The sequence below is a fragment of the Pseudomonas sp. G11 genome, from assembly GCF_029457515.1.
GTDB classification, from domain to species: Bacteria; Pseudomonadota; Gammaproteobacteria; order Pseudomonadales; family Pseudomonadaceae; genus Aquipseudomonas; species Aquipseudomonas gorinensis.
The window spans coordinates 6,740,044-6,766,133 of sequence record NZ_CP120377.1; the positions used below are offsets into that span (position 1 = coordinate 6,740,044).

At 61.1% G+C, this 26,090-nt stretch carries 23 protein-coding genes and 3 pseudogenes; 10 read left to right on the forward strand and 16 right to left on the reverse strand.

Going from position 1 to position 26,090, the window contains the following annotated elements:
• The first annotated feature begins 197 nt into the window (after positions 1 to 197).
• The 3 genes from P2T68_RS31110 to P2T68_RS31120 all read left to right on the forward strand — a co-directional run bounded on the left by P2T68_RS31110 (position 198) and on the right by P2T68_RS31120 (position 2,070).
• A complete protein-coding gene (locus P2T68_RS31110) occupies positions 198 to 1,166 on the forward strand; it encodes a polyprenyl synthetase family protein (RefSeq protein ID WP_024077372.1) in 969 nt (322 codons plus the stop codon).
• Between the two features lie 145 nt (positions 1,167 to 1,311).
• The gene (locus P2T68_RS31115) at positions 1,312 to 1,653 is read left to right on the forward strand and encodes a zinc ribbon domain-containing protein YjdM (RefSeq protein ID WP_024077373.1); all 342 of its coding nucleotides are present in this window, start codon (positions 1,312 to 1,314) and stop codon (positions 1,651 to 1,653) included.
• A 159-nt stretch (positions 1,654 to 1,812) separates the two neighbouring features.
• On the forward strand, positions 1,813 to 2,070 hold the full coding sequence (locus P2T68_RS31120) for a hypothetical protein (protein ID WP_024077374.1): 258 nt from the start codon (positions 1,813 to 1,815) through the stop codon (positions 2,068 to 2,070).
• A gap of 135 nt (positions 2,071 to 2,205) precedes the next feature.
• Here the strand turns inward: P2T68_RS31120 and P2T68_RS31125 are convergent, their stop codons facing one another.
• Positions 2,206 to 2,823 carry an FKBP-type peptidyl-prolyl cis-trans isomerase gene (locus P2T68_RS31125; protein WP_003176055.1) on the reverse strand — a complete coding sequence of 206 codons (618 nt, stop codon included), beginning with the start codon at positions 2,821 to 2,823 and terminating at the stop codon, positions 2,206 to 2,208.
• 264 nt (positions 2,824 to 3,087) lie between these two features.
• Between P2T68_RS31125 and P2T68_RS31130 the strand changes: the two genes are divergently transcribed.
• Positions 3,088 to 5,007 carry a methyl-accepting chemotaxis protein gene (locus P2T68_RS31130; RefSeq protein WP_024077375.1) on the forward strand — a complete coding sequence of 640 codons (1,920 nt, stop codon included), beginning with the start codon at positions 3,088 to 3,090 and terminating at the stop codon, positions 5,005 to 5,007.
• Positions 5,008 to 5,612: 605 nt separating this feature from the next.
• Here P2T68_RS31130 and P2T68_RS31135 read toward each other — a convergent pair.
• From P2T68_RS31135 to P2T68_RS31150, 4 genes are read right to left on the reverse strand one after another with little or no spacing between them, the layout of a single operon-like run.
• The gene (locus P2T68_RS31135) at positions 5,613 to 5,981 is read right to left on the reverse strand and encodes a glyoxalase superfamily protein (protein ID WP_069076985.1); all 369 of its coding nucleotides are present in this window, start codon (positions 5,979 to 5,981) and stop codon (positions 5,613 to 5,615) included.
• A 29-nt stretch (positions 5,982 to 6,010) separates the two neighbouring features.
• Positions 6,011 to 7,474: a D-aminoacylase gene (locus tag P2T68_RS31140; protein ID WP_277378720.1), complete on the reverse strand. Its 1,464-nt coding sequence runs from the start codon at positions 7,472 to 7,474 to the stop codon at positions 6,011 to 6,013.
• A gap of 1 nt (position 7,475) precedes the next feature.
• Complete coding sequence (locus P2T68_RS31145; protein WP_150054709.1) at positions 7,476 to 8,336, reverse strand: MurR/RpiR family transcriptional regulator; 861 nt, start codon at positions 8,334 to 8,336, stop codon at positions 7,476 to 7,478.
• A gap of 12 nt (positions 8,337 to 8,348) precedes the next feature.
• Positions 8,349 to 9,752, reverse strand: a complete 1,404-nt coding sequence (locus P2T68_RS31150) for a gluconate:H+ symporter (protein WP_277378721.1) — start codon at positions 9,750 to 9,752, stop codon at positions 8,349 to 8,351.
• Positions 9,753 to 9,944: 192 nt separating this feature from the next.
• Here P2T68_RS31150 and P2T68_RS31155 point away from each other — a divergent pair, with 192 nt between their 5' ends.
• A complete protein-coding gene (locus tag P2T68_RS31155; RefSeq protein WP_277379783.1) occupies positions 9,945 to 10,325 on the forward strand; it encodes a lysozyme inhibitor LprI family protein in 381 nt (126 codons plus the stop codon).
• A gap of 126 nt (positions 10,326 to 10,451) precedes the next feature.
• Here P2T68_RS31155 and P2T68_RS31160 read toward each other — a convergent pair whose 3' ends face one another.
• The 5 genes from P2T68_RS31160 to P2T68_RS31180 all read right to left on the reverse strand — a co-directional run bounded on the left by P2T68_RS31160 (position 10,452) and on the right by P2T68_RS31180 (position 15,673).
• Positions 10,452 to 11,897: a SulP family inorganic anion transporter gene (locus P2T68_RS31160; protein WP_277378722.1), complete on the reverse strand. Its 1,446-nt coding sequence runs from the start codon at positions 11,895 to 11,897 to the stop codon at positions 10,452 to 10,454.
• A 378-nt stretch (positions 11,898 to 12,275) separates the two neighbouring features.
• The gene (locus P2T68_RS31165) at positions 12,276 to 13,169 is read right to left on the reverse strand and encodes an NAD-dependent epimerase/dehydratase family protein (protein ID WP_277378723.1); all 894 of its coding nucleotides are present in this window, start codon (positions 13,167 to 13,169) and stop codon (positions 12,276 to 12,278) included.
• Positions 13,170 to 13,272: 103 nt separating this feature from the next.
• Positions 13,273 to 14,169: a LysR family transcriptional regulator gene (locus tag P2T68_RS31170; RefSeq protein WP_277378724.1), complete on the reverse strand. Its 897-nt coding sequence runs from the start codon at positions 14,167 to 14,169 to the stop codon at positions 13,273 to 13,275.
• A 30-nt stretch (positions 14,170 to 14,199) separates the two neighbouring features.
• On the reverse strand, positions 14,200 to 14,790 hold the full coding sequence (locus P2T68_RS31175; protein WP_024077384.1) for an NAD(P)H-dependent oxidoreductase: 591 nt from the start codon (positions 14,788 to 14,790) through the stop codon (positions 14,200 to 14,202).
• A gap of 118 nt (positions 14,791 to 14,908) precedes the next feature.
• Entirely contained in the window at positions 14,909 to 15,673 is a 765-nt protein-coding gene (locus P2T68_RS31180; RefSeq protein ID WP_150055781.1) for a sulfite exporter TauE/SafE family protein, read from the reverse strand.
• A 196-nt stretch (positions 15,674 to 15,869) separates the two neighbouring features.
• Here P2T68_RS31180 and P2T68_RS31185 point away from each other — a divergent pair.
• Positions 15,870 to 16,798, forward strand: a pseudogene (locus tag P2T68_RS31185) (LysR substrate-binding domain-containing protein).
• Here the strand turns inward: P2T68_RS31185 and P2T68_RS31190 are convergent.
• Together P2T68_RS31190 and kynU are read right to left on the reverse strand one after the other, a co-directional pair.
• Positions 16,744 to 16,911, reverse strand: a pseudogene (locus P2T68_RS31190) (amino acid permease); the annotation flags it as partial. The pseudogenes P2T68_RS31185 and P2T68_RS31190 sit on opposite strands and share 55 nt — an antisense overlap.
• A 197-nt stretch (positions 16,912 to 17,108) precedes the next feature.
• Entirely contained in the window at positions 17,109 to 18,359 is a 1,251-nt protein-coding gene (gene kynU, locus P2T68_RS31195; protein ID WP_277378725.1) for a kynureninase, read from the reverse strand.
• 143 nt (positions 18,360 to 18,502) lie between these two features.
• Here kynU and P2T68_RS31200 point away from each other — a divergent pair, with 143 nt between their 5' ends.
• The 3 genes and pseudogenes from P2T68_RS31200 to P2T68_RS31210 all read left to right on the forward strand — a co-directional run bounded on the left by P2T68_RS31200 (position 18,503) and on the right by P2T68_RS31210 (position 20,858).
• Complete coding sequence (locus tag P2T68_RS31200; RefSeq protein WP_003176072.1) at positions 18,503 to 18,976, forward strand: Lrp/AsnC family transcriptional regulator; 474 nt, start codon at positions 18,503 to 18,505, stop codon at positions 18,974 to 18,976.
• 106 nt (positions 18,977 to 19,082) lie between these two features.
• Positions 19,083 to 19,382, forward strand: a pseudogene (gene antC / locus P2T68_RS31205) (anthranilate 1,2-dioxygenase electron transfer component AntC); the annotation flags it as partial.
• A 72-nt stretch (positions 19,383 to 19,454) separates the two neighbouring features.
• Positions 19,455 to 20,858: an amino acid permease gene (locus P2T68_RS31210; protein WP_024077391.1), complete on the forward strand. Its 1,404-nt coding sequence runs from the start codon at positions 19,455 to 19,457 to the stop codon at positions 20,856 to 20,858.
• A 45-nt stretch (positions 20,859 to 20,903) separates the two neighbouring features.
• Here P2T68_RS31210 and kynA read toward each other — a convergent pair whose 3' ends face one another.
• Together kynA and kynB are read right to left on the reverse strand one after the other, a co-directional pair.
• Positions 20,904 to 21,761 carry a tryptophan 2,3-dioxygenase gene (kynA, locus tag P2T68_RS31215; protein ID WP_150054012.1) on the reverse strand — a complete coding sequence of 286 codons (858 nt, stop codon included), beginning with the start codon at positions 21,759 to 21,761 and terminating at the stop codon, positions 20,904 to 20,906.
• The gene (gene kynB / locus P2T68_RS31220; protein ID WP_024077393.1) at positions 21,758 to 22,408 is read right to left on the reverse strand and encodes an arylformamidase; all 651 of its coding nucleotides are present in this window, start codon (positions 22,406 to 22,408) and stop codon (positions 21,758 to 21,760) included. Before kynB ends, kynA begins: the two co-directional genes overlap by 4 nt.
• A 453-nt stretch (positions 22,409 to 22,861) precedes the next feature.
• Between kynB and P2T68_RS31225 the strand changes: the two genes are divergently transcribed.
• Complete coding sequence (locus tag P2T68_RS31225) at positions 22,862 to 23,206, forward strand: cupin domain-containing protein (protein WP_003230905.1); 345 nt, start codon at positions 22,862 to 22,864, stop codon at positions 23,204 to 23,206.
• Positions 23,207 to 23,549: 343 nt separating this feature from the next.
• On the opposite strand, the gene mmsB is transcribed toward P2T68_RS31225, so the two are convergent.
• Positions 23,550 to 24,437 (reverse strand): 3-hydroxyisobutyrate dehydrogenase, encoded by an 888-nt coding sequence (mmsB, locus tag P2T68_RS31230; protein WP_069077012.1) that lies wholly within the window; start codon positions 24,435 to 24,437, stop codon positions 23,550 to 23,552.
• A gap of 14 nt (positions 24,438 to 24,451) precedes the next feature.
• Positions 24,452 to 25,969: a CoA-acylating methylmalonate-semialdehyde dehydrogenase gene (locus tag P2T68_RS31235; RefSeq protein WP_069077011.1), complete on the reverse strand. Its 1,518-nt coding sequence runs from the start codon at positions 25,967 to 25,969 to the stop codon at positions 24,452 to 24,454.
• Positions 25,970 to 26,090 lie beyond the last annotated feature (121 nt).

A 26,090-nucleotide genomic window follows, 5' to 3' on the forward strand; every position in this document is an offset into this window, starting at 1 on the left:
AGAGGTATTGGCTGGCATGGCTGCATGGGATGGACGTCCCGAATGCAATTGCGTAAGGCAGGTGCTGCCCAGGAAGTTCAGGGTGCGCGATTGTACGCAAGCCTTTGACGCCTTGCAAGTGGCCGTCTATCGCGCCTTGACACTCGGGGGTCAGGGTCCTAGCATGCCGCGCAACCCTTCTGGAGCGACTGTCGCTGATGCAACCCCAAGCTTTCTACCGCGCGGTCGCGGACGATTTTAGCGCCGTCGACGGCATCATCAAGCAGCAGCTGACTTCTAAAGTGCCGCTGGTCTCCAAAATTGGCGACTATATTACGTCGGCGGGCGGCAAGCGCCTGCGTCCTTTATTAGTGTTGCTGTGTGGCAAGGCCCTGGGCCGCGAAGGCGATGACCTGCGCCTGCTGGCCGCCACCATCGAATTCCTGCACACCGCCACCCTGCTGCATGACGACGTGGTCGACATGTCCGGCATGCGCCGTGGCCGTGAAACTGCCAATGCCATGTGGGGCAATGCGCCCAGCGTGCTGGTCGGCGACTTCCTGTACTCGCGCTCATTCGAAATGATGGTCGAACTGGGTTCGATGCCGGTGATGAAGATTCTTTCACAGGCCACGCGCATCATCGCCGAAGGCGAAGTGCTGCAGCTGTCGAAGGTTCGCGACGCCAGCACCACCGAAGAAACCTACATGGAAGTGATTCGCGGCAAGACCGCGATGCTCTTCGAAGCCTCGACCCACAGCGCCGCAGCCCTGTGCGAAGCGACTGCCGAACAGGCCGAAGCCCTGCGTACCTTTGGCGACCACCTGGGCGTGGCGTTCCAACTGGTGGACGACTTGCTCGACTACCGTGGTGACGCCGAAACCCTGGGCAAGAACGTCGGTGACGACCTGGCCGAGGGCAAACCGACCTTGCCGCTGATCTACACCATGCGCGAAGGTACGCCGGAACAGGCGGCCCTGGTGCGCAAGGCGATCCAGAAAGGCGGGATCGAAGACCTGGAAAGCATCCGCGCCGCCGTGGAAGCCTCGGGCTCGCTGGAATACACCGCACAACTGGCACGCGACTACGTGGCCCGTGCGATCAAGTGCCTGGAAGCCCTTCCAGCCAGCGAATACCGGGACGCCCTGGTGGAGCTGAGTGAGTTTGCGGTCGCGCGCACGCACTGACACCTGCAGACTCGGGCCAATGTGGGAGGGGGCTTGCTCCCTCCCACACTTAGTTTGTACTCCCCATCCAAGAGCGCGCCCTGCCTCGCTGCAATTCCCTATATAATGTGCGACTTTTAGCCATCCTGACCTTTAAGGAGCTTTAGTGAGCACGTTGCCACCCTGCCCGAAATGCAATTCCGAATACACCTACGAAGACGGCGCACAACTGATCTGCCCGGAATGCGCCCATGAGTGGTCCGCCACAGGCGAGGCCGAAGCGGCCGGCGATGAAACCGTGAAGAAAGACTCTGTGGGCAACGTCCTGCAGGACGGCGACACCATCACCGTGATCAAGGACCTCAAGGTCAAGGGCACGTCCCTGGTGGTCAAGGTCGGCACCAAGGTCAAGAATATTCGCCTGTGCGACGGCGACCACGATATCGACTGCAAGATCGACGGTATCGGCCCGATGAAACTCAAGTCCGAGTTCGTTCGCAAAGTCTGATCCTGTTGCCTCCATCCCGCGCCCGCCGCGGGATGGCGTTTCGCCCTCCGCGTTGATCGAACGCAATACCCACACAGAAAAATCCACAAACCGCCAATAGGCACTTGCTATTCCACGAATAAGAATTATTCTCATTGAAACCCATCAAGGAGAACGACCATGACTTATTTGATAGATGCCTGGCTGGACCGTCCCCACCCTTACCTGCGAATCCTTCATCGGGAAACCGGAGAAGTCTGTGCCGTGCTGGAGGAGGAAGCGTTGAACGAACTGCAGGACCAAGGCGACCTGGACGTGAATGGCCTGAGTTCCAGTGAACCCGGTGTACTGAAGGAAGTGGTGCGTAACCTGTTTCTATTCTGCTATGCCCGGGCATTGCGCCCGACGACAGAGCTCAATGGCAAGTTTCATCCATGAGCAACCCTGCAAAATCCTGTAGGAGCGAGCGTGCTCGCGAAGAACGCACAAGCAACGCGTTCATCCAGGATGCCCGCGTCATCGTTGACGTGTTTCGCGAGCAAGCTGGCTCCTACAGGTAATCAAAAGCAGGTCTTACAGAACGTCGAGCAGCTCGACGTCGAATACCAGAACGCTGTGCGGCGGGATGCTGCCAACGCCTTGAGCGCCGTAAGCCAGCTCGCTCGGCACGTACAGGCGCCATTTGCTGCCAGCATTCATCAGTTGCAGCGCTTCGGTCCAACCGGCAATCACGCCGCCAACCGGGAATTCTGCTGGCTGGCCACGCTCGTAGGAGCTGTCGAACACAGTGCCGTCGATCAGGGTGCCGTGGTAGTGCGTACGCACCTGGTCTTCACGGGTCGGCTTGGCGCCATCACCGGCAGTTAGTACTTCAAATTGCAGGCCGGAAGCCAGAGTGGTGATGCCATCACGCTTGGCGTTTTCAGCCAGGAAAGCCAGGCCAGCGCCAGCAGCGGCTTCAGCCTTGGCAGCGGCTTCGGCTTGCATGATTTCGCGGATGACCTTGAAGCTGGCGGCCATTTGCTCTTGGTCAACACGGCTCGGTTTGCCGGCGAACGCGTCGGTCAGGCCCGCCAGGATCGCGTCAAGGCTTACACCGGGTGGTGGGTTGTCGCGCAGTTGGTCGCCCAACTGACGGCCGATGCCGTAGCTGACGCGGGTTTCGTCGGTGGACAGATTAACTTCGGACATGAAGAGGCTCCGCTGTAGGGCAGCTGGTTTCCCGTACTACCCAGAACTAAAAGGGCCAGCAGACTAGCACAGAAAATGAGTGCGGGATGAGAGCCGCCGTCATGCCTGCCTGGGGCCGGCGCTCGGTTATACCGGGCTCCACGCGTCGGTTTGCAAATTAATCGTTTCAGTTTCCCGCCCCCCCGCCGATATGGCCTGAACACCTTGGCTGGCTCAAACAACAACACCGTCCAGCAGACAGACATCAACTTTGCGGAGCATTAGATGAACAGCTGGTTCGGTAACATCAGCGTCAACCTCAAACTGGGCCTGGGCTTCGGCCTGGTGCTTGTCCTCACCTCGATCCTGGCGCTGACCGGCTGGACCAGCCTGGGCAGCCTGATCGACCGTAGCAACTGGATGAGCGATATCACCCAGCTCAACGCCTCCCTGACCAAGCTGCGCATCGTGCGCCTGCAATACATGCTGGCCAACGGCGATGAAGCCGTTGCACAAAACGTACAGACCAGCCTGGACGCGTTCGCCGCCCAGCAGCAAAAGCTCCTGGACAGCTTCAAGAGCCCGGAGAACGTCAAGCTGCTCAATGAGCAAAAGGCTATCATCACGGCATATCAGCAGTCCCTGAACAAGATGCGCGAGGCCTACCGCAACGGCAACGCCGCACGCCAGGTAATGGGCGATAAGGCCGATATAGCCAACGCACAGATCGACGCACTGGACACCAACGTGCAACAGATGCCCGAAAGCCCGGAACGTTTCACTCAGTTCCAGGCCGTGACCCATGCCAAGCAAGAGTTCCAGTTGGCCCGCTACGAAGTGCGCGGCTATACCGGTAACGTCAACGCCGATACCGAAGCCCGCGCAGCGGCACAAATCGAAAAAGCCATCAGCGGCCTCAAGGGCCTTGGCGCAGCGTTCGGTACCAGCCAACAGAGTGCGCTCAGCGCACTGGAAAGCGCCCTCGGTGCCTATCGCAGCGCCGTGCAGAACTACAAGGCAGCCAATGCCAATATCGTCTCGGCACGCGCTGAAATGACCACCCAAGGTGCCGATATCGTCACCATCAGCGACAAGCTCTACGACATCCAGCTGGCTCGTCGTGACGCTGAAAGCGCCCAGGCCCGCAGCCTGCAATTGATCAGCACCTTGCTCGCCCTGCTGGTGGGCATCATCGCCGCCCTGGTTATCACCCGCCAGATCACCCGCCCGATCCAGGAAACCCTGGCCGTGGTGGAACGCATTGCTTCCGGCGACCTGAGCCACAATATCCAGGTCACCCGCCGCGATGAACTGGGCGTATTGCAACAAGGCATCCAGCGCATGGGCACGACCCTGCGTGAGCTGATCAGCGGCATTCGCGACGGCGTAACCCAGATCGCCAGCGCCGCCGAAGAGTTATCGGCCGTCACCGAGCAGACCAGTGCCGGTGTGAACAGCCAGAAGATCGAGACCGATCAGGTCGCCACGGCGATGCACGAAATGACCGCCACCGTGCAGGAAGTTGCACGCAACGCCGAACAAGCCTCCCTGGCCGCAGCCGATGCCGATGGCCAGGCCCGCGCAGGCGACAAAGTGGTGGCCGAGGCCATCGCCCAGATCGAACGCCTGGCCGCCGAAGTGGCGCGCTCCACCGACGCCATGGCGCATCTGCAACAAGAGAGCAACAAAATCGGCAGCGTGATGGACGTGATCAAGGCCGTGGCCGAGCAAACCAACCTGCTGGCCCTCAACGCGGCGATTGAAGCGGCGCGTGCCGGTGAAGCCGGTCGCGGGTTTGCCGTGGTCGCCGACGAAGTACGTGGCCTGGCCCAGCGCACACAGAAATCCACCGAGGAAATCGAAGGCCTGGTGGCCGGTTTGCAGAACGGCACCCAGCAAGTGGCCAACGTGATGAACAACAGCCGCAGCCTCACCGACAGCAGCGTCGAACTGACGCGCAAGGCCGGTGTGTCGCTGGAGAACATCACCCGGACGGTGTCGAACATCCAGTCGATGAACCAGCAGATCGCCGCCGCCGCCGAACAGCAAAGCGCCGTGGCCGAAGAGATCAGCCGCAGTATCGTCAATGTGCGTGATGTGTCGGAACAGACCGCCACCGCGAGCGAAGAAACGGCCAAGTCGAGTGTGGAACTGGCGCGCCTGGGTAGCCAGTTGCAGCAGATGGTCAGCCACTTCCGGGTGTAAGAAACCAAAAAGCCGCTTCGGTATTAACCGAAGCGGCTCCACTTCTCAGACCTTACAGGTCATCGAAGCTGTCCCGCAGGAATGTCCACACGTGATAAACACGTACGGCATTCACTACGAGGTTCCATGTACGTCGTGCAAACCTAGACATACTCGGCCCTCCGTGAGTTGGGCCTTACCTCCAGCACACTTACCGGAACACGTGAGCCTTTGGATGCACGTCAGTGCTCCTGTGAGGCGGCTGGGTTGATGGTCCTCCCGCATTAATCCGGCACGGATTGCAAGCCCGTGGCAGTCGGTCCAAAATTTGCGCGCGAACCCAGCCAACCTTCCTCACGATGAACGCAGAACGGGGGTGATGCTAGCTCAGCCACCTACGCCAAGGTGTTGCAAGTAACAGTTGATCACCCTCAAAAGTTGTTGCTGTTCTTTGCAATTAAAAGCCAACAAAACCAGTTATCGTCAGCCCTTGTATAAAACCTTAAAGCAGCAGTAGTATCTCCAACACGTCAGTGCTCCTGTGAGACAGCAACCCCAGCCGCAAACTGGGATTGCAAAAAAAAACCGCCTACCAAGGCGGTTTTTTATTACCTGCGATTTGCCTCTCAGCCCTCGCCTTCCTCAACAAACACCAGCCGATTCCCAAACGGATCCTTGATGCTCATCTCCCGCGAGCCCCAAGGCGTTTGCTCCACCCCAGGCTTGGCATACCGGTAGCCCTTGCCCACCAACTGCTGCTGGTACGCGTCCACCCCTTGCGCCTGAATCCGCACCGCCGCGCCCGGCGAAGCATCGCCATGATGCTCGGACAAATGCAGCACACACTCGCCCAATGACACCTGCAGGTACAACGGAAAATTCGCCTCGAAGCGATGCTGCCAGTCGACCTTGAACCCGAGGAAATCGACATAGAATTCCAACGCCTTGGCCTCATCGAAAATCCGCAGGATGGGAATGACTTTTCCTAAGTGCATGGCAACCGCTCCGTGTATAAGAGCGCCCACTATAGAGTCGAAAACCCACCCCGCAAATCCCCGCTGCGCGCCAAAAAGCGGCCCGGTCGCTGACCATTCGCCTGCCCCTCGCGGTAGCTCAACACGCCATTGACCCACACACCGTCAATGCCCTCGGCGGCGCGTTGCGGTTGCTTGAAGTCCGCCACATCGCGTATGCGCAGCGGGTCGAACAACACCAGGTCGGCCCAATGCCCTTCACGTATTTCACCCCGTTCGGACAAGCCAAATCGCGCCGCCGACAACCCGGTCATTTTATGTACCGCCGTGTGCAGCGGGAACAAGCCGACATCGCGGCTGAAATGTCCCAACACCCGTGGGAATGCGCCCCACAAACGCGGATGCGGGAACGGATCTTCAGGCAAACCATCCGAGCCGACCATCGACAACGGGTGCGCCAGGATCCGCCGCACATCCGCCTCATCCATGCCGTAATACACCGCGCCGGCCGGTTGCAGGCGCCGCGCCGCGTCCATCAGCGAGACGCCCCACTCACCCGCAATGTCCTGCAAGTCACGCCCGCCCATGCCAGGGTGCGGCGTCGACCAGGTAATCGTGATACGGAACGCATCGGTCACCTGCTTGAGATCCAGGGTCGATGAACTCGCCGCATAGGGATAACAATCACACGCCACCGGGTGGGTTTTCGCCGCCGACTCCAACGCTGCCAACAGCTGTGGACTACGTCCCCAGTTCCCGGCTCCTGCACATTTGAGGTGGGAAATAATCACCGGTATCCGTGCATGCCGGCCGATCAGAAAAGCCTCGTCCATCGCCTCCAGCACCGGTTCGAATTCGCTACGCAGATGGGTGGTGTATACCGCACCGTAGGCCGTCAGTTCTTCACTCAGTTGCAGCACTTCATCGGTCTCGGCATTGAACGCGCTGGCATAGGCCAGGCCGGTGGATAACCCCAGTGCACCGGCGTCGAGACTGTCCTTCAACTGCACACGCATCGCGGCGATTTCACCAGCAGTGGCGGTGCGATGCAGATCATCCATGTGGTTGCTGCGCAGTGCCGTATGACCGATCAGCGCTGCCACGTTGACCGCCGGATGGGCGTTTTCCACTGCGCGGCGGTAATCGCTGAAACGCGGATAGGCGAACGCCTCGCGCTGCCCCAGCAGGTTCATCGGGTCCGGCGGATCACCGCGCAAACAGACCGGAGAAGCACTGATCCCACAGTTACCGACGATCACCGTGGTCACCCCCTGGCTCAGCTTGGGCAACATCTGCGGATGACGGATCACCACCGTGTCATCGTGAGTGTGTACGTCAATAAAGCCCGGTGCCAATACGCGGCCGGCGGCATCGAATTCATGCTCGCCATGGGCCGCTGACAAATCGCCAATCGCCGCAATACGCCCGTCGCGCATCCCCACATCCGCAACGTAGCCAGGGCTGTTGCTGCCATCGATGATCAACGCCTGGCGAATCAGCGTGTCGTACTTCATATCAGTCTCCAAGCGGCAGGCTGTCAGGGCCGCCGCGGTAATCGTCCAGGGCCAGCTTGATGCGGCGCAGGCGCTCCTGGTTGTCGTCCGGCATGGCCAGTGCCAGCTCGGTGGCGAGCAGGTCGATGGCCAGCAGCATGCCGTAGCGCGCCGCCGTGGGTTTGTAGATGAAGCTGGTTTCGGCCGGTTGCAGCGGCAGCAACACATCGGCCAACTGCGCCAACGGTGAATCCGCCAGGGTGATGGCGATGATGCGCGCGTCGTAGCTGCGCGCCAGCGTCACCACGTCGAGCAATTCGGGGGTCAGGCCAGTGAGCGAACAGACGATCAGCGCATGTTCGGCCCCCAATGTTGCCGCCGTGACGCGCATCATCACCGGGTCATGGCACGCGGCAATCGGATACCCCAGGCGTACCAACCGTACCTGCAACTCCTCGCTGCACAGGCTTGAGGGGCCGCCCATGCCGAAGGCGTGGATCATCCGCACCTTGCCCAGCAGGTTGACCGCATCGACAAAGCTGGCTTGATTGAACCCCGACAAGTGCTGGCGCAACGTCGCCTCGATATCGCCGAGGATCTGGCGGTGAAACGCCGACTGTTCCGGCAAGCCCGCCGGGTCCAGGAAGCGGCTGCCGACACCGCTGGCCTGGGCCAATTGCAGGCGCAGGTCGCGCAAGTCCCGACAGCCGACACTGCGGGCAAACCGTGACAGGGTCGCGGTGCTGACCTCGGCCCGTTGGGACAACGCTTCCAGGCTGGCCGATGCAGCGAAGCCCACGTCATCCAGCATCAGCTTGGCGATACGGCCTTCGCCGGCGCTGAAGGAGGCCTGGCGGGCGCGGATCTGGTAGAGGATGTCCATGGGGGCTCCGGGTTACAAAATACAGGACAGGCCGTACGTCAGACCGAAGGCGACCACTGAAATCAGGGTCTCCAGCACGGTCCAGGTCTTGAAGGTCTGGATTACCGTCATATTGAAGTATTCCTTGATCAGCCAGAAGCCGCCGTCGTTGACGTGGGAAAAGATCACCGAGCCAGCACCGGTGGCCAGCACCAGCAATTCCGGGTGTGGATAACCCAGGCCCAGGGCGACCGGTGCCACCACACCCGACGCCGTGGTCATGGCCACCGTGGCCGAGCCCGTGGCAACCCGCATCAGCGCGGCGAACAACCAGCCCATCACCAGCGGCGACAAGTTAAAGGCATTGGCCAGGCCGAGGATCTCATGGGTGACGCCGGCATCCACCAGGATGCGGTTCAAACCACCACCGGCGCCCACCAGCAAGGTGATGCTGGCGGTCGGCGCCAGGCACTCATTGGTGAACTTGAGAATCGACTCGCGGTTGAAGCCCTGCGCCAGGCCCAGGGTCCAGAAACTCACCAGGGTCGCCACCAACAGGGCGATCACCGAGTTGCCGATAAACAACAGGAACTGGTTGAACGCAGTGCCCGGCGTGGACAGCAGGTTGGCCCAGCCGCCGATCATCATCAGCACCACCGGCAACAGGATGGTGCCCATGGTCAGGGCGAAGCTCGGCAAGCGAGTGCGCGGTTCGCGGTCGATAAACTGGCGTTCCAACGGGTTTTCCGCCGGTAAGTGGATGCGCGGCACGATGAACCTGGCGTACAGCGGGCCGGCGATGATCGCCGTCGGGATACCGATCAGGATCGCATAGAGCACGGTCTGCCCGACCGATGCGTTATACGCCAGCACCGCCATCATCGCCGCCGGGTGCGGCGGCACCAGCGCATGCACCACCGACAAGCCGGCCACCATGGGCAAGCCGACCATCAGGATCGACACCCCGACGCGCCGCGCCACGGTAAAGGCGATCGGCACCAGCAACACAAAACCGACCTCGAAAAACAAGGGCAGCCCCACCAGGAAGGCAATGCATACCATCGCCCAGTGCGCATTGCGCTCGCCGAACCGGTTGATCAGCGTACGCGCCACCTGCTCGGCGCCGCCGGACTCGGCCATCATCTTGCCGAGCATGGTGCCCAGCGCCACCACCAGGGCGATATGCCCCAGGGTCTTGCCGACGCCCGCTTCGTAGGACCCCATGATGGCATCCGCCGGCATCCCGGCCATCAGTGCCAAGCCGATGGACACCAGGGTGATGACGATAAACGGGTTGAGTCGGTAGCGTGCTATCAGCACGATCAAAGCAATGATGGCGATGGCAGCGTATGCCAATAGCCCGAAGCCCGGTGATGCGGCCATGCGGTACTCCTCGGAAAGGGTCACGTCGAATAGGTTGTGAAACTCATAAATCATTACCAGGGCTGACTTTCAATTTTTATGAAAGTAATTTTCGCGCAGGGATAAGCGCCGTCGCATAGGGACATGCCCAGCGCCAGTGCATGAAAATTCGGGAGGTGTTCTTACATGAAGATCAGACAACGCCGGAAACTCACCGAGCGCCATCGAGTCATAGAATGCGCACTCACTCATGCCCAGGAACCGACCATGATTCGCACCTCACTCGCCGCCAGCGCCGTGCTTCTCGCCCTGTGCGGCAGCGCTTCAGCCGCCGACAACGCCGCACTGAAGAAATGCATGGACAGCGCCAATACGACCGTAGACATGGTCAATTGCAACGCCAAGGAAGCCAAGGTGCAGGATGAGCGCCTGAACCGCGCCTACAAGACCGCCCTCGCCGCCCAGGAAGGCGCGCGTAAGCAACAATTGCAGGACGTGCAGCGCCTGTGGATCAAATACCGCGACGCCAATTGCGCCTTTGCGGGCAGCGCCACTGGCGGCACCATTGACCAGGTCAATGGCTCCGGCTGTGTGCTGGACATGACCCAGACCCGCGCCCAGGAATTGGAAGACCTGGTCGGGCCGTAACACACACCCGACCTCTGTAGGAGCGAGCTTGCTCGCGAAAAACTCACAGGCGCCGCGTTGATTCAGGAAACACGCGTTATCGTTGACGTTTTTCGCGAGCAAGCTCGCTCCTACAGGTGTGTGTGATCAATCGTGATGAACCTTGGCACGCTTGAGCAGCTTCTTGCAGCGCTCGGACAAATGCAGCACCCGCAGATGCTTGCCGGCCTTGCTGTAGCGCTCGCGCAGGGTCATCAGCGCGGCAATCGCCGAGTAGTCGACAAAGCTCAGGTGGCGGCAATCCAGGGTCACGTGCGCCGGGTCGTTGGCGGGGTCGAACTGGTTCAGGAACGGCGTGGTCGAGGCAAAGAACAACGTGCCATGCAGGCGGTAGAGCTTGCTGCCGTCGTTTTCCAGGTGTTCATCCGCATACAACTCCCGCGCCTGTTGCCAGGCGAAGTTCAGCGCTGCGATCAGAATGCCGCAGAGCACCGCCGTGGCCAGGTCGGTGAACACGGTGATCACGGTCACCGCGAGAATCACCAGCACATCATTGAGCGGCACCTTGTTGATCACCCGCAGCGACGCCCAGGCAAAGGTCTGCTGCGACACCACGAACATCACGCCCACCAGCGCCGCCAGCGGGATGCGTTCAATCAGCGGTGACAGAAACAGAATGAACAACAGGATCATTACCCCGGCAAACACGCCGGAGAAACGCCCGCGCCCGCCGGAACTGAGGTTGATCACGGTTTGCCCGATCATCGCGCAACCGCCCATGCCGCCGAACAGGCCCGAGACCATATTCGCCGCGCCCAGGGCCACGCTTTCGCGGTCCGGGTAGCCACGGGTCTCGGTGATTTCGTCGGTAAGGTTGAGGGTCAGCAGGGTTTCCAGCAGGCCGACCATGGCCATCAGGAACGCGTAAGGCGCGATGATGCCGAGGGTGTCCAGCGACCAGGGTATCTGCGGCAGCGCGAAGGTGGGCAGGCCACCGGCGATGTGGGCCATGTCGCCCAGCGTGCGTGTTGGCAAGCCCAGCAGGTACACCGCCAGGCCCACGCCAAGAATCGCCACCAGCGCAGGCGGCACGGCACGGGTGACGCGCGGCAGCAGGTAGACGATGGCCATGGTCACCAGCACCAGGCCGGTCATCACATACAGCGGCGTGCCGCTGAGCCAGCGTTCACCGCTCTTGAAATGCTCCAGTTGCGCCAAGGCAATGATGATCGCCAAACCGTTGACGAACCCCAACATCACCGGGTAGGGCACCATGCGCACCAGTTTGCCCAGGCGTAGCAGGCCGAACGCAACCATGATCAGCCCGCCCAACAACACCGTCGCCAGCAAATACTCCACGCCGTGTTGCACCACCAGCGCAACGATCACCACCGCCATCGACCCCGCCGCCCCGGAGACCATGCCCGGCCGGCCGCCGAACAACGCGGTGAGGGTGCAGATGATGAAAGCGCCGTAGAGTCCCATCAGCGGGTTGAGGTGAGCCACCAAGGCAAAGGCGATGCATTCGGGCAGCAACGCGAAAGACGTGGTGAGGCCGGCCAGTGCATCGGCGCGCAGTCGGGTGAGGTTCATGAGGTACCAGGGCATTGCGGGAGATAAGGCGGGGAATGGTACGGAATTGAGCGCGACGGGACCAGATTTTTAAGGCAGGCAACCCCCTGTGGCAAGTGGGCTTGTTGCAATGCCAGTCAGTTAAGGAGCAACACTGTCACTGTGGCGAGCGGGCTTGCCCCGCGTTGGGCTGCGAAGCAGCCCCAAAACCATTCACTGCATTTCTGTCTGGATGCATGCGGTAGCTTACAGGGGCTGCTGCGCAGCCCAACGCGGGGCAAGCCCGCTCGCCACAAAAAGCCTGCTGCCACAGTAAGCCTGCTGCCACAACAAGCCTGCTTGCCACAGTAAGCCTGCTGCCACAACAAATCCGCTTGCCATCAGTGAATCGCAGAAAACCTAGACCATCTCGTGGCGAATCCACTCCACCACCGACGTGCGCTTCGGTGCCCAGCCCAGCAACTCGCGGGCATGCTTGCCGCGCACGCGGCTGTTGGAGCCCAGGCCATAGTTGGCCATTTCATAGCCCCATTCGGCTTCAGCCTCGGCCAGTGGCCAATCCTGCGGCTTACCCAGGTTCAGGGCTTGGGCGATCGCGGTGGTCATGTCGATAAACGAGGCCTCGCCGCTTTCCACAAAGTAGAACGTCCCCGGCACATTCTTCTTCAGCGCCAGCAGGTACAGCGCCACCACGTCTTCAATGTGCACGTTGGACCAAATGTTTTGCCCCGTCCCCACATGGCGTACCACCCCACTCTTGCGCGCCTGCTTGAGCAAGCGCGGCAATTGCACGCTGTCACGCTTCACGCCCAGGCTGTGGCCGTAGATCAGGGTGTTGCAGATCACGGCCGAATTCACGCCGTCGCGGGCAGCCGCCAGGACCAGGTTGTCGATGGCCACGCGTGCAGCCTTGTCGACAGTCGGCTCCGGCAGGTTGTCTTCGAAATAGATGACATCACTGGCCTTGCCGCCCGACGCATCGCCCACAATGCTCGAACCGCTGGTATGCAGGAATGGCTTGTTCGAGCCTTTCAGCGCGGCCAGCAGGGTTTCCACCGCGGCACGGTGGTCGCTGCTCGCGGCATTGATCACCGCATCGGCTTTGTGCGCCTGTGCGGTCAATACGGCGGCGTCATCGAGGGTGCCAATCACCGGGGTGATGCCCAGGGCGGTCATTTCAGCCGCTTGCCCGGCGCTGCGTACCAGACCGGTAACCGTGTGGCCGGCCTTGACCAGGCCAGTGGCGATGGAACCGCCGATAAAACCGGCTGCGCCGGTAATGAATACGTTCATGGAGAGTGCTCCTGACGGGGTAAGTGATGGGTCCATTGTTACGGACTCATCCCCGCCGAATAAGCCCGCAGCGCCCAATTCACTCTTGCGTGACGATCACGAATCAGCAGGCATACCGCGCCAGCTTGGCTTGGATGAAGTCCAGGAAGCATTGGATGCGTAAGGCCAACTGCGAATTGCGGTAGAACACCGCATGGATCGGCTGGCGATAGCCACTGTTGAATGCATCCAGCACCGGCACCAGGCGCCCGGCATTGATGTCGTCGACGGTCATGAAGTTGGACAGGCAGCAAATGCCCTGCCCTTCCAGCGCCAGCTGCCGCAAGGTTTCACCGCTGGACGCAGCAATGCCGGGCTGGATCAGCCAGCGGTCACCTTCCACATGGCGCAGGGGCCAATGGTTGAGGGTTTCGGTCTGGGTGAAGCCGAGCAAGGTGTGGTCGGCCAGTTCGGCAACCGTCGTCGGCGCACCATGCTGCTTGAGGTAGGCGGGGCTGGCGAGGATATGCAGCGGCGACCAGCCGAGGGAGCGAGCATGCAGGGTGGAGTCGGCCAGGGCGCCAATGCGAATGGCAATGTCGGTGCTTTGCTCCAGCAGATCGATGATCAAATCATCGCTGTTCAGCTCCAGCTGGATGTCCGGGTACAGGCTGCGAAACTCAGCGATGTACGGCACGATCCCATGCAGCATGAACGGCACGGCGGCGTTGATACGCAGGCGCCCGGCCGGATTTTTCTGGCGGGACGACAGGCGCTCCTCCAGCTCGTCCATCTGCGCCAGGATCAGCTTGGCCTGCTCGAAGAAGTACTTGCCCTCCTCGGTCAGGTCCATGCGCCGCGTGGTGCGGTTGATCAGCGTGGTCTCAAGCTTGGCTTCCAGGCGCGACAGCGTACGGCTGACCGCTGACGGCGTCTGCCCGACCTGTTCCGCCGCCGCGGAAATCGAGCCGCACTCAATCACACTGACGAAGATCTGAAGCTCATCGGATCGGGCTTTCACAGGCGGTCCTCATTATCGGTTCAGCGCAGCTTACACCGGGAGGTTGAACACCTGCGCCAGATGCTGCTCGTAGCGCGCCACATCGGCTTCGATGGCCGGGCGTTTCATCACGTCCACGCAGAGGAAGGTCGGCAGGCCGGTCATGCCGAGGAACTCGTTGGCTTTGTGGAACGGGAAGTACACCGCGTCTACGCCCTTGGCTTCGAAGAAGTCAGTCGGGTCGTCAAAGGCTTGCTGCGGGGCGTTCCAGGTCAGCGACAGCATGTATTGCTTGCCCTGGATGAGGCCACCGCTGCCGTATTTCTGCGAGGCGTCGGAGCGGGTGCGACCATCGCTGGCGTACAGGCTGCCGTGGCCTTCGGTGAAGACTTCGTCGATGTACTTCTTGACGATCCACGGCGCGCCCATCCACCAGCCAGGCATCTGGTAAATGATCACGTCGGCCCAGAGGAATTTGGCGACCTCTTCAGCCACGTCGTAGCCGGCATCGATATGGGTGACTTTGACGTCGATACCGCCTCGGTCCAATACCGCCAAGGCGGTGTCATGCAGGGTGGTGTTGTAGCGGCCATCGGAGTGGGCGAACTTTTTGCCGCCATTGAGCAGGAGTACTTTTTTCATGGGAAGCGTCCAGAAGGTTGAAAATGTCTGGGCGCAGACTATCGGCCTCGGCCCCTTGGAATAAGCCACCACTGAGCAAAATACTTTTGACCAGAAATCACGAATACCTCAATCATTGTTAACCGCTGATCAGTAGATGCCCGCCCAACAAGGCCATACCGATAAAAAACACGCGCTTGAACAACAGCGCACTGATGCGCTGGCGCACCACCTGGCCCAGCCACATACCCAGCAGCGCCGGCACCAGCGCCAGCAACGAGGCACTGACTTCTCCCCCGCCCAAGGTGCCACGCCAGGCCAATCCCGCGGCCAACGCGAGGGTCGACACGCTGAACGACAGCCCCAACGCCTGCACCAACTGATCGCGATTCAACCCCAACGCTTGCAGGTACGGCACCGCAGGGATCACGAATACGCCCGTCGCCGAGGTGATCACGCCGGTGATCAGCCCACACAGCGGGCCCAGCCAGCGCTCGGTTGGGGCGTTGACCTTGAACGTGGGCAGGAACAGTCCGCTCAGTGCATACGCCAGCAACGCCGCGCCCAACGCGCGCACCACCCATTGCCCGCCGTCCATTCCCAGCCACACCGTGCCCAGCCCGGTACCGAGGAAAATCAGCAGCAACATCGGCCACAGGCGCTTGAGCAAAGCACTCAGGTGCCCGCCGAATGCCAATTGCCACAGGTTGGTGACGGTCGAAGGGATGATCAGCAACGCCGCAGCCTGCGCCGGCAACATAGCCAGGCCGAGCATGCCCATGGCCACGGTGGGCAGGCCGAGGCCGATCACGCCCTTGACGGTGCCAGCCAGCAGGAAGGTGCCGATCACCAGCAAGGTAAGGGCGAGGCCGAGGTTTTGGTAAAACGCGAGGAGGGTATTCATAGGCCGATTGTGCGACTTTTCGATAAGCTCGGAAATTCGCCATATACTGAGGCAGCCTCTTGTTTTGCATGAGGCTGAGGCCTCATCGGGAGCAAGCTCCCTCCCACACTTGGGCTGCATTTCAAATGAGGGAGGGGCGGTGCGAGGCGTCGACTTGCTCCCGATGAGGCCAGTCCTATCACCCGAGCAATCAGCCATGCACTTTGACCTGATCGACCTGCGCCTCTACCTGCACGTCCTCGACACCGGCAATATCACCGCCGGCGCGGCCCGCAGTCATTTATCCCTGGCCGCCGCCAGCGCGCGCATCCGGGCGATGGAGGCCTCGTTGGGCATCGAGTTTCTCGACCGTGGGCGTCGAGGCGTCACCCCCACACCTGCGGGAAAAGCCTTGGCCCGTCACGCCCGCCTGCTGCTGCAACAGGCCGAGCACCTGCAACAGGACCTCGCGGAATACGCCAACGGCGTCAAAGGCCAGGTGCGCCTGCTGTGCAACACCACCGCGCTCAGCGAATACCTGCCGGAACTGCTCGCGGACTTTCTGCGCGAACACCCCAACCTCGATATCGACCTGCAGGAACTGCCAAGCCTGCGCATCACCCAGGCCTTGCGCCAGGGCACGGCGGACCTGGGGATCATCTCCGACGCCGTGGACGCCCACGGCTTGCAGACCCTCGCGTTTCGCGACGATCCACTGGTGCTGATCATGCCGCTGGAGCATCCGTTGACGGCAGCCAGTACGGTGAGTTTTATCGACAGCCTGCATTACGACTATGTGGGCCTGGCCGCCCACAGCGCGCTGGCGGTGTACCTGGAAGAACAGGCGTTGCACGCGGGGTTTCGCTTGCAAACGCGCATCCGTGCCGAGGGCTTTGACGGGGTGATGCGCATGGTTGCACGCGGCGCTGGCCTGGGGATCGTGCCCCAGGCGGCGCTGGCCTGGGGATCGTGCCCCAGGCGGCGCTGGCCCGTTGGCCGTTGGAACAGCGCTTCAAGGCCCAACCGTTGCGAGAAGATTGGGCCTGTCGAACACTGCTGTTATGCGCGCGCTCGTTCGACCACCTGCCAGGTTACGCCAGGGCCTTGTTCGATGCCTTGGCCCTGCCCTTGCGGAAAAACCCGTAATACACCGCCGACAGGATCAGCAGGAACGGCACGCCAAATACCAACGTCACCTTGAACGCCTCGGTGAAATAGGTGGTGATCATCACCGCGCCCATCAGCAGCAAGGTGATCAACGCCCCGATGGCGTAGCTCACCCGTACGCTGGGGCCGGCATAGCCGACGGCGTTGCACGGTCTAACTGTTGTCACAGATCCCCTGTGGGAGGGGGCTTGCCCCCGATGACGGTGTGTCAGTCACTTAGATGTTTGCTGATCCACCGCTATCGGGGGCAAGCCCCCTCCCCCCTCCCACATTTTGATCTGCGTTATCTTCAGGTGACGCTGTGGCGGACTTTGAATTGCGGTTGGTCCCAGGTGCGGTTGTCGAGGATTTCACCGAGGATTTCCACGGCATCCCACACCTCGGTAAAGCTCGTGTACAACGGCGTAAACCCAAAGCGCATGATGCGCGGCTCGCGGTAGTCACCGATCACACCACGGGCGATCAACGCCTGGATCACCGCATAGCCTTCAGGGTGCTCGAAGCTCACATGACTGCCACGCCGGGCGTGCTCACGCGGGGTGATCAGTACCAGCTCATGGGCAGCACAACGGGCCTCCACCAACGCGATAAACAGGTCAGTCAACGCCAGGGACTTGCTGCGCAGGCTGGCCATATCGGTCTGTTCGAAAACCTCCAGCCCACACTCCACCATCGCCAGCGAGGTGATCGGCTGGGTGCCGCACAGGTAGCGGGCGATGCCAGCACTCGGCGCATAGGTGGACTCCATGGCGAACTGCCGGGTATGTCCGAACCAGCCCGACAGCGGCTGCCGCACCACATCCACCAACGCCGGGTTGACCCACACGAATGCCTGGGAGCCCGGGCCGCCGTTGAGGTATTTGTAGGTGCAGCCAATCGCATAATCGGCACCGGCCTGATGCAGGTCGATGGGCACCGCGCCCGCCGAATGGGCCAGGTCCCAGAGGCTCAGCGCGCCGCACTCGTGGCTCAGGGCGGTCAGCGCCTGCATGTCGTACATGTAGCCGGTCTTGTAGTTGACGTGGGTGAGCATCACCACCGCCACGTCCTGGTCGATGGCCTGGGGCAATTCGTCCGGGCTGTTCACCAGGCGCAGGGAATAGCCCTGTTGCAGCAGCCCGGTCAGACCCTCGGCGATATACAGGTCGGTCGGAAAGTTGCTCGCCTCGCTGACGATCACCTTGCGCGCAGGCGCGCGTTGACGCTGCACGGTCAACGCGGCGCTGAGCACCTTGAACAGGTTGATCGAGGTGGTATCGGTGATCACCACCTCACCGTCGCGCGCGCCGATCAGCGGTGCCAGGCGATTGCCCAGGCGCTGGGACAAATCCGCCCAGCCGGCGCTGTTCCAGCTGCGAATCAGGCCATTGCCCCACTCTTCGGCAATCACCGCCTGCGCCCGCGCCAAGGCCGCCACCGGGCGCGCGCCGAGAGAGTTACCGTCAAGATAGATCACGCCCTCCGGCAAGGCGAACTGACGACGCAGCGGCGCCAGCGAGTCCTGGGTGTCGAGGGCTTGGCAATGGCTTCGGGGGGTCATGGGCTGTCCTGGCTTTTAGGCTGAAGATGCTGCAAATAATGAACGAAGCTTTAGAGAATTTTCGTGCAAAGTGGTGGGTAACACGCTAATTAAGCTGTAGGAAATTCGAATTTAAACCGAAAATACGCGGATTTATGCCAACCATGATTCTCGACGCCACCGACCTGCGCCTCCTGCATTTCCTGCAACAGGATGGCCGTATCAGCAACCAGGAACTGGCGGAAAAAGTCGCGCTGTCACCCTCCGCCTGCCTGCGCCGCCTGCGCTTGCTGGAGAGCGAAGGCATCATCAGCGGCTATCGCGCGGTGCTGAATGCCGAGCAGTTGGGGATCGAGTTGGAGGCCATCGTCCACCTCTCCTTGCGCCAGGATGTGGAGGATTGGCATGAGACGTTTATCAAGAAGGTGCAAGGCTGGCCGGAAGTGGCCAGCGCCTACGTGATCACCGGCGCCAGCAACTACGTGCTACGGGTGCAGGCGCGCAACCTCAAGCACTTTTCGGACTTTATCGTGAACCACCTGAACCGCACGGCGGGGGTGATGGATATTCGCTCGGAGATCGTGTTGCAGAAGATCAAGGATCGGGATGAGGTGTTGGATCTGGTTGTGCGTAAGTAGGCCGACGATGCCTTTTGTAGGAGCGAGCTTGCTCGCGAAACAGGTACATCCAGCGCAGCGATGCGCCTGAAATACCTTCGCGAGCAAGCTCGCTCCTACAGGGGGCGTCTACTACGGCGTACGCGGCGTCGAAGACTTGTGCGAAGCGGCGCGCATCCAGGTCTACGCCTCCAGGCTCGCCCACTTTCGCTGCACCGAAGTCCTGAGCAACCCTTCGCCCGCATGGTCCGGCAAGCGTGGCTACCTCACCGAGCATTTCGACCTGGCCGAATTACGCGACAGATCGGCCGATATGTACGTGTGCGGCCCCCCGCCAATGGTCGAATCCGCCCAGCAATGGCTGGTGGATCAGGCACTTGATGGCGTTCAGCTGTATTACGAAAAGTTCACGCAGAGTAATATCTGACCCCTCAGCACTTCTGAGGGGCGGGTTCGGCGTGTAATCAACCCCGAGAAAAACAAGTAGAAGGGAATGTTAATGGCGGATGACATGGTTAACCCGGTAGGCCTCAAGCGTGGCCTGAAGAACCGGCATATTCAGCTGATTGCCTTGGGAGGGGCCATCGGCACGGGGCTGTTCCTCGGTTCGGCCGGGGTGCTCAAGTCGGCGGGGCCGTCGATGATCCTGGGCTACGCGATTGCCGGTTTCATCGCGTTCCTGATCATGCGCCAGCTGGGCGAGATGATCGTTGAAGAACCGGTGGCGGGTTCATTCAGCCACTTCGCGCACAAATACTGGGGCGGTTACGCGGGCTTCCTGGCGGGCTGGAACTACTGGGTGCTGTACGTGCTGGTGGGCATGGCCGAACTGACGGCCGTGGGCAAGTACATCCAGTTCTGGTGGCCAGAGATCCCAACCTGGGTCAGCGCACTGGTGTTCTTTGTCGCGGTGAACCTGATCAACACCCTGAACGTGAAGTTCTTCGGTGAGGCTGAGTTCTGGTTCGCGATCATCAAGGTGGTGGCGATTGTCGGCATGATCGTGCTCGGCTGCTACCTGCTGTTCAGCGGCACCGGCGGCCCGCAAGCCTCGATCAGCAACCTGTGGAGCCACGGCGGGTTCTTCCCCAACGGCGGCATGGGGCTGTTGATGTCCATGGCGTTCATCATGTTCTCGTTCGGTGGCCTGGAGCTGGTGGGCATCACTGCCGCCGAGGCCAGCGAACCGCGCAAGGTGATCCCGAAGGCGATCAACCAGGTGGTGTACCGCATCCTGATTTTCTATGTCGGTGCCCTGACCGTGCTGCTGTCGCTGTACCCCTGGGATCAACTGCTGCAAACCCTCGGCGCGTCGGGCGATGCCTACAGCGGCAGCCCGTTTGTGCAGATCTTCTCGCTGATCGGGAACGACACCGCCGCGCATATCCTCAACTTCGTGGTACTGACCGCGGCGCTGTCGGTGTACAACAGCGGCGTGTACTGCAACAGCCGCATGCTGTTCGGCCTGGCCGAGCAAGGCGATGCACCCAAGTCGCTGATGAAACTCAACAAGCAAGGCGTACCGTTGCGGGCCCTGGGTATTTCGGCGCTGGTGACGATGCTGTGCGTGGTGGTCAACTACGTGGCACCGAAAAGTGCCCTGGAGTTGCTGTTTGCGCTGGTGGTTGCCTCGCTGATGATCAACTGGGCGCTGATCAGCATCACGCACATCAAGTTCCGCAAAGCCATGGGTGAGCAAGGCGTGGTGCCGTCGTTCAAGACCTTCTGGTTCCCGTTCAGCAACTACCTGTGCCTGGCGTTCATGCTGATGATCATCAGCGTGATGCTGGCGATTCCTGGGATTCGGGAGTCGGTGTATGCGATGCCGGTGTGGGTGGGGGTTATCTATGTGGCCTACCGGTTGCGAGTGAGTAAGACGAAAGCGGTCGCCGCTGCGCAGTAATATCCATGTGGGAGGGGGCAAGCCCCCTCCCACATTTGATTGCGTTTACAGCGTGGAGCGTACCCGCCACAGCTCGGGGAACAGCACCGTGTCGAGCATCTTGCGCAGGTAACCCACGCCTTCGGTGCCGCCAGTACCCGGCTGGAAGCCGATAATCCGCTCCACCGTGGTCACATGCCGGAAGCGCCATTGGCGGAACGAGTCCTCCAGGTCGATAAACTTTTCCGCCAACTGATACAGGTCCCAGTACCGGCTTGGGTCGCGATAGACCTCACGCCATGCCGCCTCCACGGAGTCATCATGCACCGTGGCCGCCGTCGGGTCGCGCTCGGCTCGTTGGGGATCAATCGCCAGGCCCGCCTTGGCCATCAGGTTGATCGCCTCGTCGTACAGCGACGGCGTGGCAATCGCCACCTGCAACTCCTGCAACAACTCAGGCCGATGGGCATGGGGCCGCAACAGCGCCGGGCTCTTGTTGCCGAGGATGAATTCGATCTCACGGTACTGGAACGACTGGAACCCTGATGACTGCCCCAGGAACGGGCGAATCGCCTTGTACTCCGACGGCGTCATCGTCGCCAGCACCGCCCAGGCGTGCACCAGTTGATCGAAGATCCGCGACACCCGCGCCAGCATCTTGAACGCTGGCGGCAACTCGCCCAGGCGCACGTGTTCGCGGGCGGCCTTGAGTTCGTGGAGCATCAGTTTCATCCACAGCTCGGAGGTCTGGTGCTGGATGATAAAGAGCATTTCGTTGTGGTCTGGCGACAGCGGGTGCTGGGCACTGAGGACTTTGCCCAGGTCCAGGTAGTCGCCATAGCTCATGGACTCGGAAAAATTCAGTTCGGCGTTATGCCATTCTTCCGGGGGTTGGTAATCAGCTGAGAAAGGACATTGGCTCATCGCGTGGGCTCCTTGAGCGGGCGGAGAATGGCACGGACCGGGCTGGCGTCGAGATGGGCAAACCGCAGGGGCAGCGCGATGAGTTCATAGTCGCCCTCCGCTACGTCATCGAGCACGATGCCTTCGAGAATCGCCATGCCATGGCGGGCCACGGCGTTGTGAGCATCCATGGTCTTGGACTGTTGCGGGTCCAGGGACGGGGTGTCGATACCGATCAGGCGCACACCGAGGCCGGCGAGCAGCTCGATGGTTTGCGGGGCGATGGCGGTGAAATTCGAATCCCACTCGGTCAGCGGGGCTTGTGGATAAGTGCGCAGCAACACGCGCTCGGGCAAGTTATCCACACGCCCGTCCAGTTGATGCGGCTGCACCAGCGCGCCGCTGTCCAGGCAATGCAACACGCGGCACGGGCCCATGTACACGTCCAACGACACTTCGCCAATCGGTGCACCCTGCGCGCTGTAATGCAGCGGGGCATCCACGTGGGCGCCAGTGTGCGGCGACAAGGTAATGCGCCCGACATTCACCGGACACTCCGGGCCGAACTGCCATACACGCTCTTCCTGGAACGGCGTATCCCCCGGCCAGGTCGGGGTCGCCGCGCTCAAGGGTGGGCTGATGTCCCACCACGTTTTTATTGGGTTCATTTCAAGGCTCTCGGTCGGTACTGAGGTGAATGATACGAGGGCCAGCTGTGAATTTTCTTGCGATTTCCTGCGCCAAGCCGGAAATATTTCGCACTTACTGCGAAGAAACGGCTTATTTACGCTCAGAAGTGTCGCCTGGCCACAGAGGAGCGGCCACCAAGGATTAATGCCGGTCAGTTAAGCGTACATCGCCTCCTGTCGGAGCGAGGGGGACGCCCAGTTCTTGCTCGCGAAAAACCTCAACGATAACGCGTGTTTCCTGAATGAACGCCGCGTCTGTGAGTTCTTCGCGAGCAAGCTCGCTCCTACAAAAAAGCCTTCCACACTGACTTCGCGATGCCTCAACCATCGGACTCCCTGCGCTTCTGGGCATCCCGATGTCGAGTTCAGACCACTGGCGCAACGCCCAAGGCCTTAGGGTGCATCTTTCCATTCCCCGCCTCGGAGTCATCCATGTCCAAGCCCATCACCGTACTGCGCGACACCCACCCACTGCCCGTCCTGGATGCCTGCAAATGGGAAAAGCTCGAAGGTGACCCGCACACCGTCAACCTCAACGCCTACACCAGCGAAGACGGCAGCAAGATCATGGGCACCTGGATCTGCACACCGGGCAAGTGGTATGTGGAATACGTGAAGTGGGAATACTGCCACTTCCAAGAGGGCTACTGCGTGATCACCCCGGAAGGCATGGAGCCGATCCACTTGCGCGCTGGGGATATCTTTGTGGTGGAACCGGGGATGAAGGGCACGTGGGAAGTGGTCGAGACGGTGCGTAAGTATTTTGTGTTTGCTTGATTCACTTCTACCGTGAACTGCTTTGCATTGTGGCAAACCGGTTTACTGTGCAAAACCGGTTTACTGTGGCGAGCGGGCTTGCCCTAATGCCGTTCAGTTAAGCGTACATCGCCTTTTGTAGGAGCGAGCTTGCTCGCGAAAAACTCACAGGCGCCGCGTTCATTCAGGAGACACGCGTTATCGTTGACGTTTTTCGCGAGCAAGCTCGCTCCTACAAAAAAGCCTTAACTGAATGGCATTAGGGCTTGCCACAGTCAGTCTACTTACCACAGTCAATCTGCTGGCCACAGTCAGCCGGCTCACCACAGTCAGCCTGCCGGCCACAGTCAGCCCGCAGCCCACACTACTTGGGTTTGCGGTAGCTGTTGATGATCGCCGAGAAGTCCTTGCCCCCTTCCCCACGCTGGCTCATCGATTGATACAACTGCTGGGCCACGGCGCCGAGGATCACCGGCTGGTGTGCCTGGCGCGCGGCTTCGGTGGCCAGGCCGAGGTCCTTGAGCATCAGGTCGGCACCAAAACCACCGGTATAACCACGGGATGACGGCGCCGTTTCGATCACGCCCGGCCAAGGGTTGTAGGTGTCGGAACTCCAGCAGCGGCCGGTGGAGCTGTTGATGATCCCCGCCAGCACCTGGGTGTCGATGCCCAGCGCATCGCCCAGGGCCATGGCTTCGCTGACGCCGACCATGCTGATGCCCAGCAGCAGGTTGTTGCAGATCTTGGCGATCTGGCCGGTGCCGACGTCGCCGCAACGCACAATGTTGCGGCCCATCTGCGCCAGCACCGGTTGCAGGGTGGCAAACAGTTCCGCGCTGGCGCCGACCATGAAGGTCAGGGTACCGGCTTGCGCGCCGCCAGTGCCACCGGAGACCGGTGCATCGGCGACAGCCACACCTTGCTTGGCCGCCGCAGCCGCAACATCGCGGATGGTCTGCGGGTCGATGGTGCTGCAATCCACCGCCGGCACGCCTTGGCCGATACCGGCTAAAACACCGTCTTCACCCAGCCAGACACTGCGCACATGGGCGGCGGCCGGCAGCATGGTAATCACCAGCTCGGCGCCGGTAGCGGCATCCCGCGGTGAAGCGCTGATGCTGCCACCCAGCTCGGCCAATTCCTTGAGTACCGCCTGGTTCAGGTCGAACAGGTTCAGCCCATGGCCGGCCTTGATCAGGTTGCGGGCCATGGGCGCGCCCATGTTGCCCAAGCCGATAAATGCAATCTTCATGGTCGTCTCCCGAATCAGCGCAGGTTGATGGTGGTGTTGACGCCATCATTGACCGTGTCGTCGTCGAACCAGCGGCTGGTGACGGTTTTGGTCTGGGTGTAGAACTGCACCACTTGCTTGCCGTAAGGGCCCAGGTCACCCAGTTTGGAGCCACGGGAACCGGTGAAGCTGAAGAACGGCACCGGCACCGGGATCGGGATGTTGATACCGACCTGGCCCACATCGATTTCGCTCTGGAATTTACGCGCCGCCGCACCGCTCTGGGTGAACAGGCCGGTGCCGTTGCCGAACGGGTTGGCGTTGACCAGGGCGATGGCTTCATCGAGGGTGTCGACTTCCAGCACCACCAGTACCGGGCCGAAGATTTCCTGGGTGTAGATCTGCATATCGGTGGTCACGCCGGAGAACAGGGTCGGGCCGACAAAGTTGCCTTGCTCGAAGCCCGGCACCTGGATGTCGCGGCCATCCAACTCCAGCTTGGCGCCTTCTTTCACGCCGCTTTCGATCAGTTCCAGGATGCGCGCCTTGGCGCGCTTGGAGATCACCGGGCCGACATCGGTTCCAGCTTCGCTGCCGGCATTGACCTTGAGCTTTTGCGCCAGCGCCTTGAGGTCTGGCAGCCACTGCCTGGACGCACCCACCAGCACCACCACCGAAGTGGCCATGCAACGCTGGCCCGCCGCACCGAAACCGGCACCGACCAGGGCATTGAGGGTGTGTTCGCGGTTGGCATCGGGCAGCACCACCGCATGGTTCTTCGCGCCCATCATCGACTGCACGCGCTTGCCGTGCTTGCCGGCCAGGTCGTACACATGCGTCCCCACGGCGGTCGAGCCGACGAAGGACACCGCCTTGATGTCTTTATGGGTGCACAGCGCATCTACCACATCCTTGCCACCGTGCACGACGTTGAGCACGCCGGCCGGCACACCGGCTTCCAGCGCCAGTTCCACCAGCAGCATCGTTGACAGCGGGTCTTGCTCGGAAGGCTTGAGGACGAAGGTGTTACCGCAGGCAATGGCCATGGGGAACATCCACAGCGGAATCATCGCTGGGAAGTTGAACGGGGTAATGCCGGCGCACACGCCGATGGGTTGGCGCAGGGTGTAGGTGTCCACCCCCCCGGCGACGTTTTCAGCGAACTCGCCCATTTGCAGGGTGCCGATGGAACAGGCGTGCTCCACCACTTCCAGGCCACGGAAAATATCGCCTTCGGCATCGGCAATGGTCTTGCCCTGCTCGGCGCTGAGGACCCCGGCGATGCGCTTGGAATGTTCGCGGATCAAGGCTTGCAGCTTGAGCATGATGCGCATGCGCGCGCCGATGGGCGTCAGCTTCCAGGTTTGGAACGCTTGATGGGCGGCGTCAATGGCTGCGTTGACTTCATCGGCGGTGGCAAACGGGACTTTGGCCAGCACTTGCTGGGTGGCCGGGTTGACGATGTCTTGCCAGTGGGTGGTCTTGGACTCGACCCATTCACCATTGATCAGCAACTTGACCTGTTGCACGGAAATATCGGCAGATGCGTTCATGTGGTCTCCAATCTTGTAGTTATGCAGAGACAAGGCGCGTGAATCGCCTTGGTAATGAGGCGTTCGGACTGTTTTTGGAGTATAGATGTGCAAATCTCTAATAAGAACGCACATAAAAGCC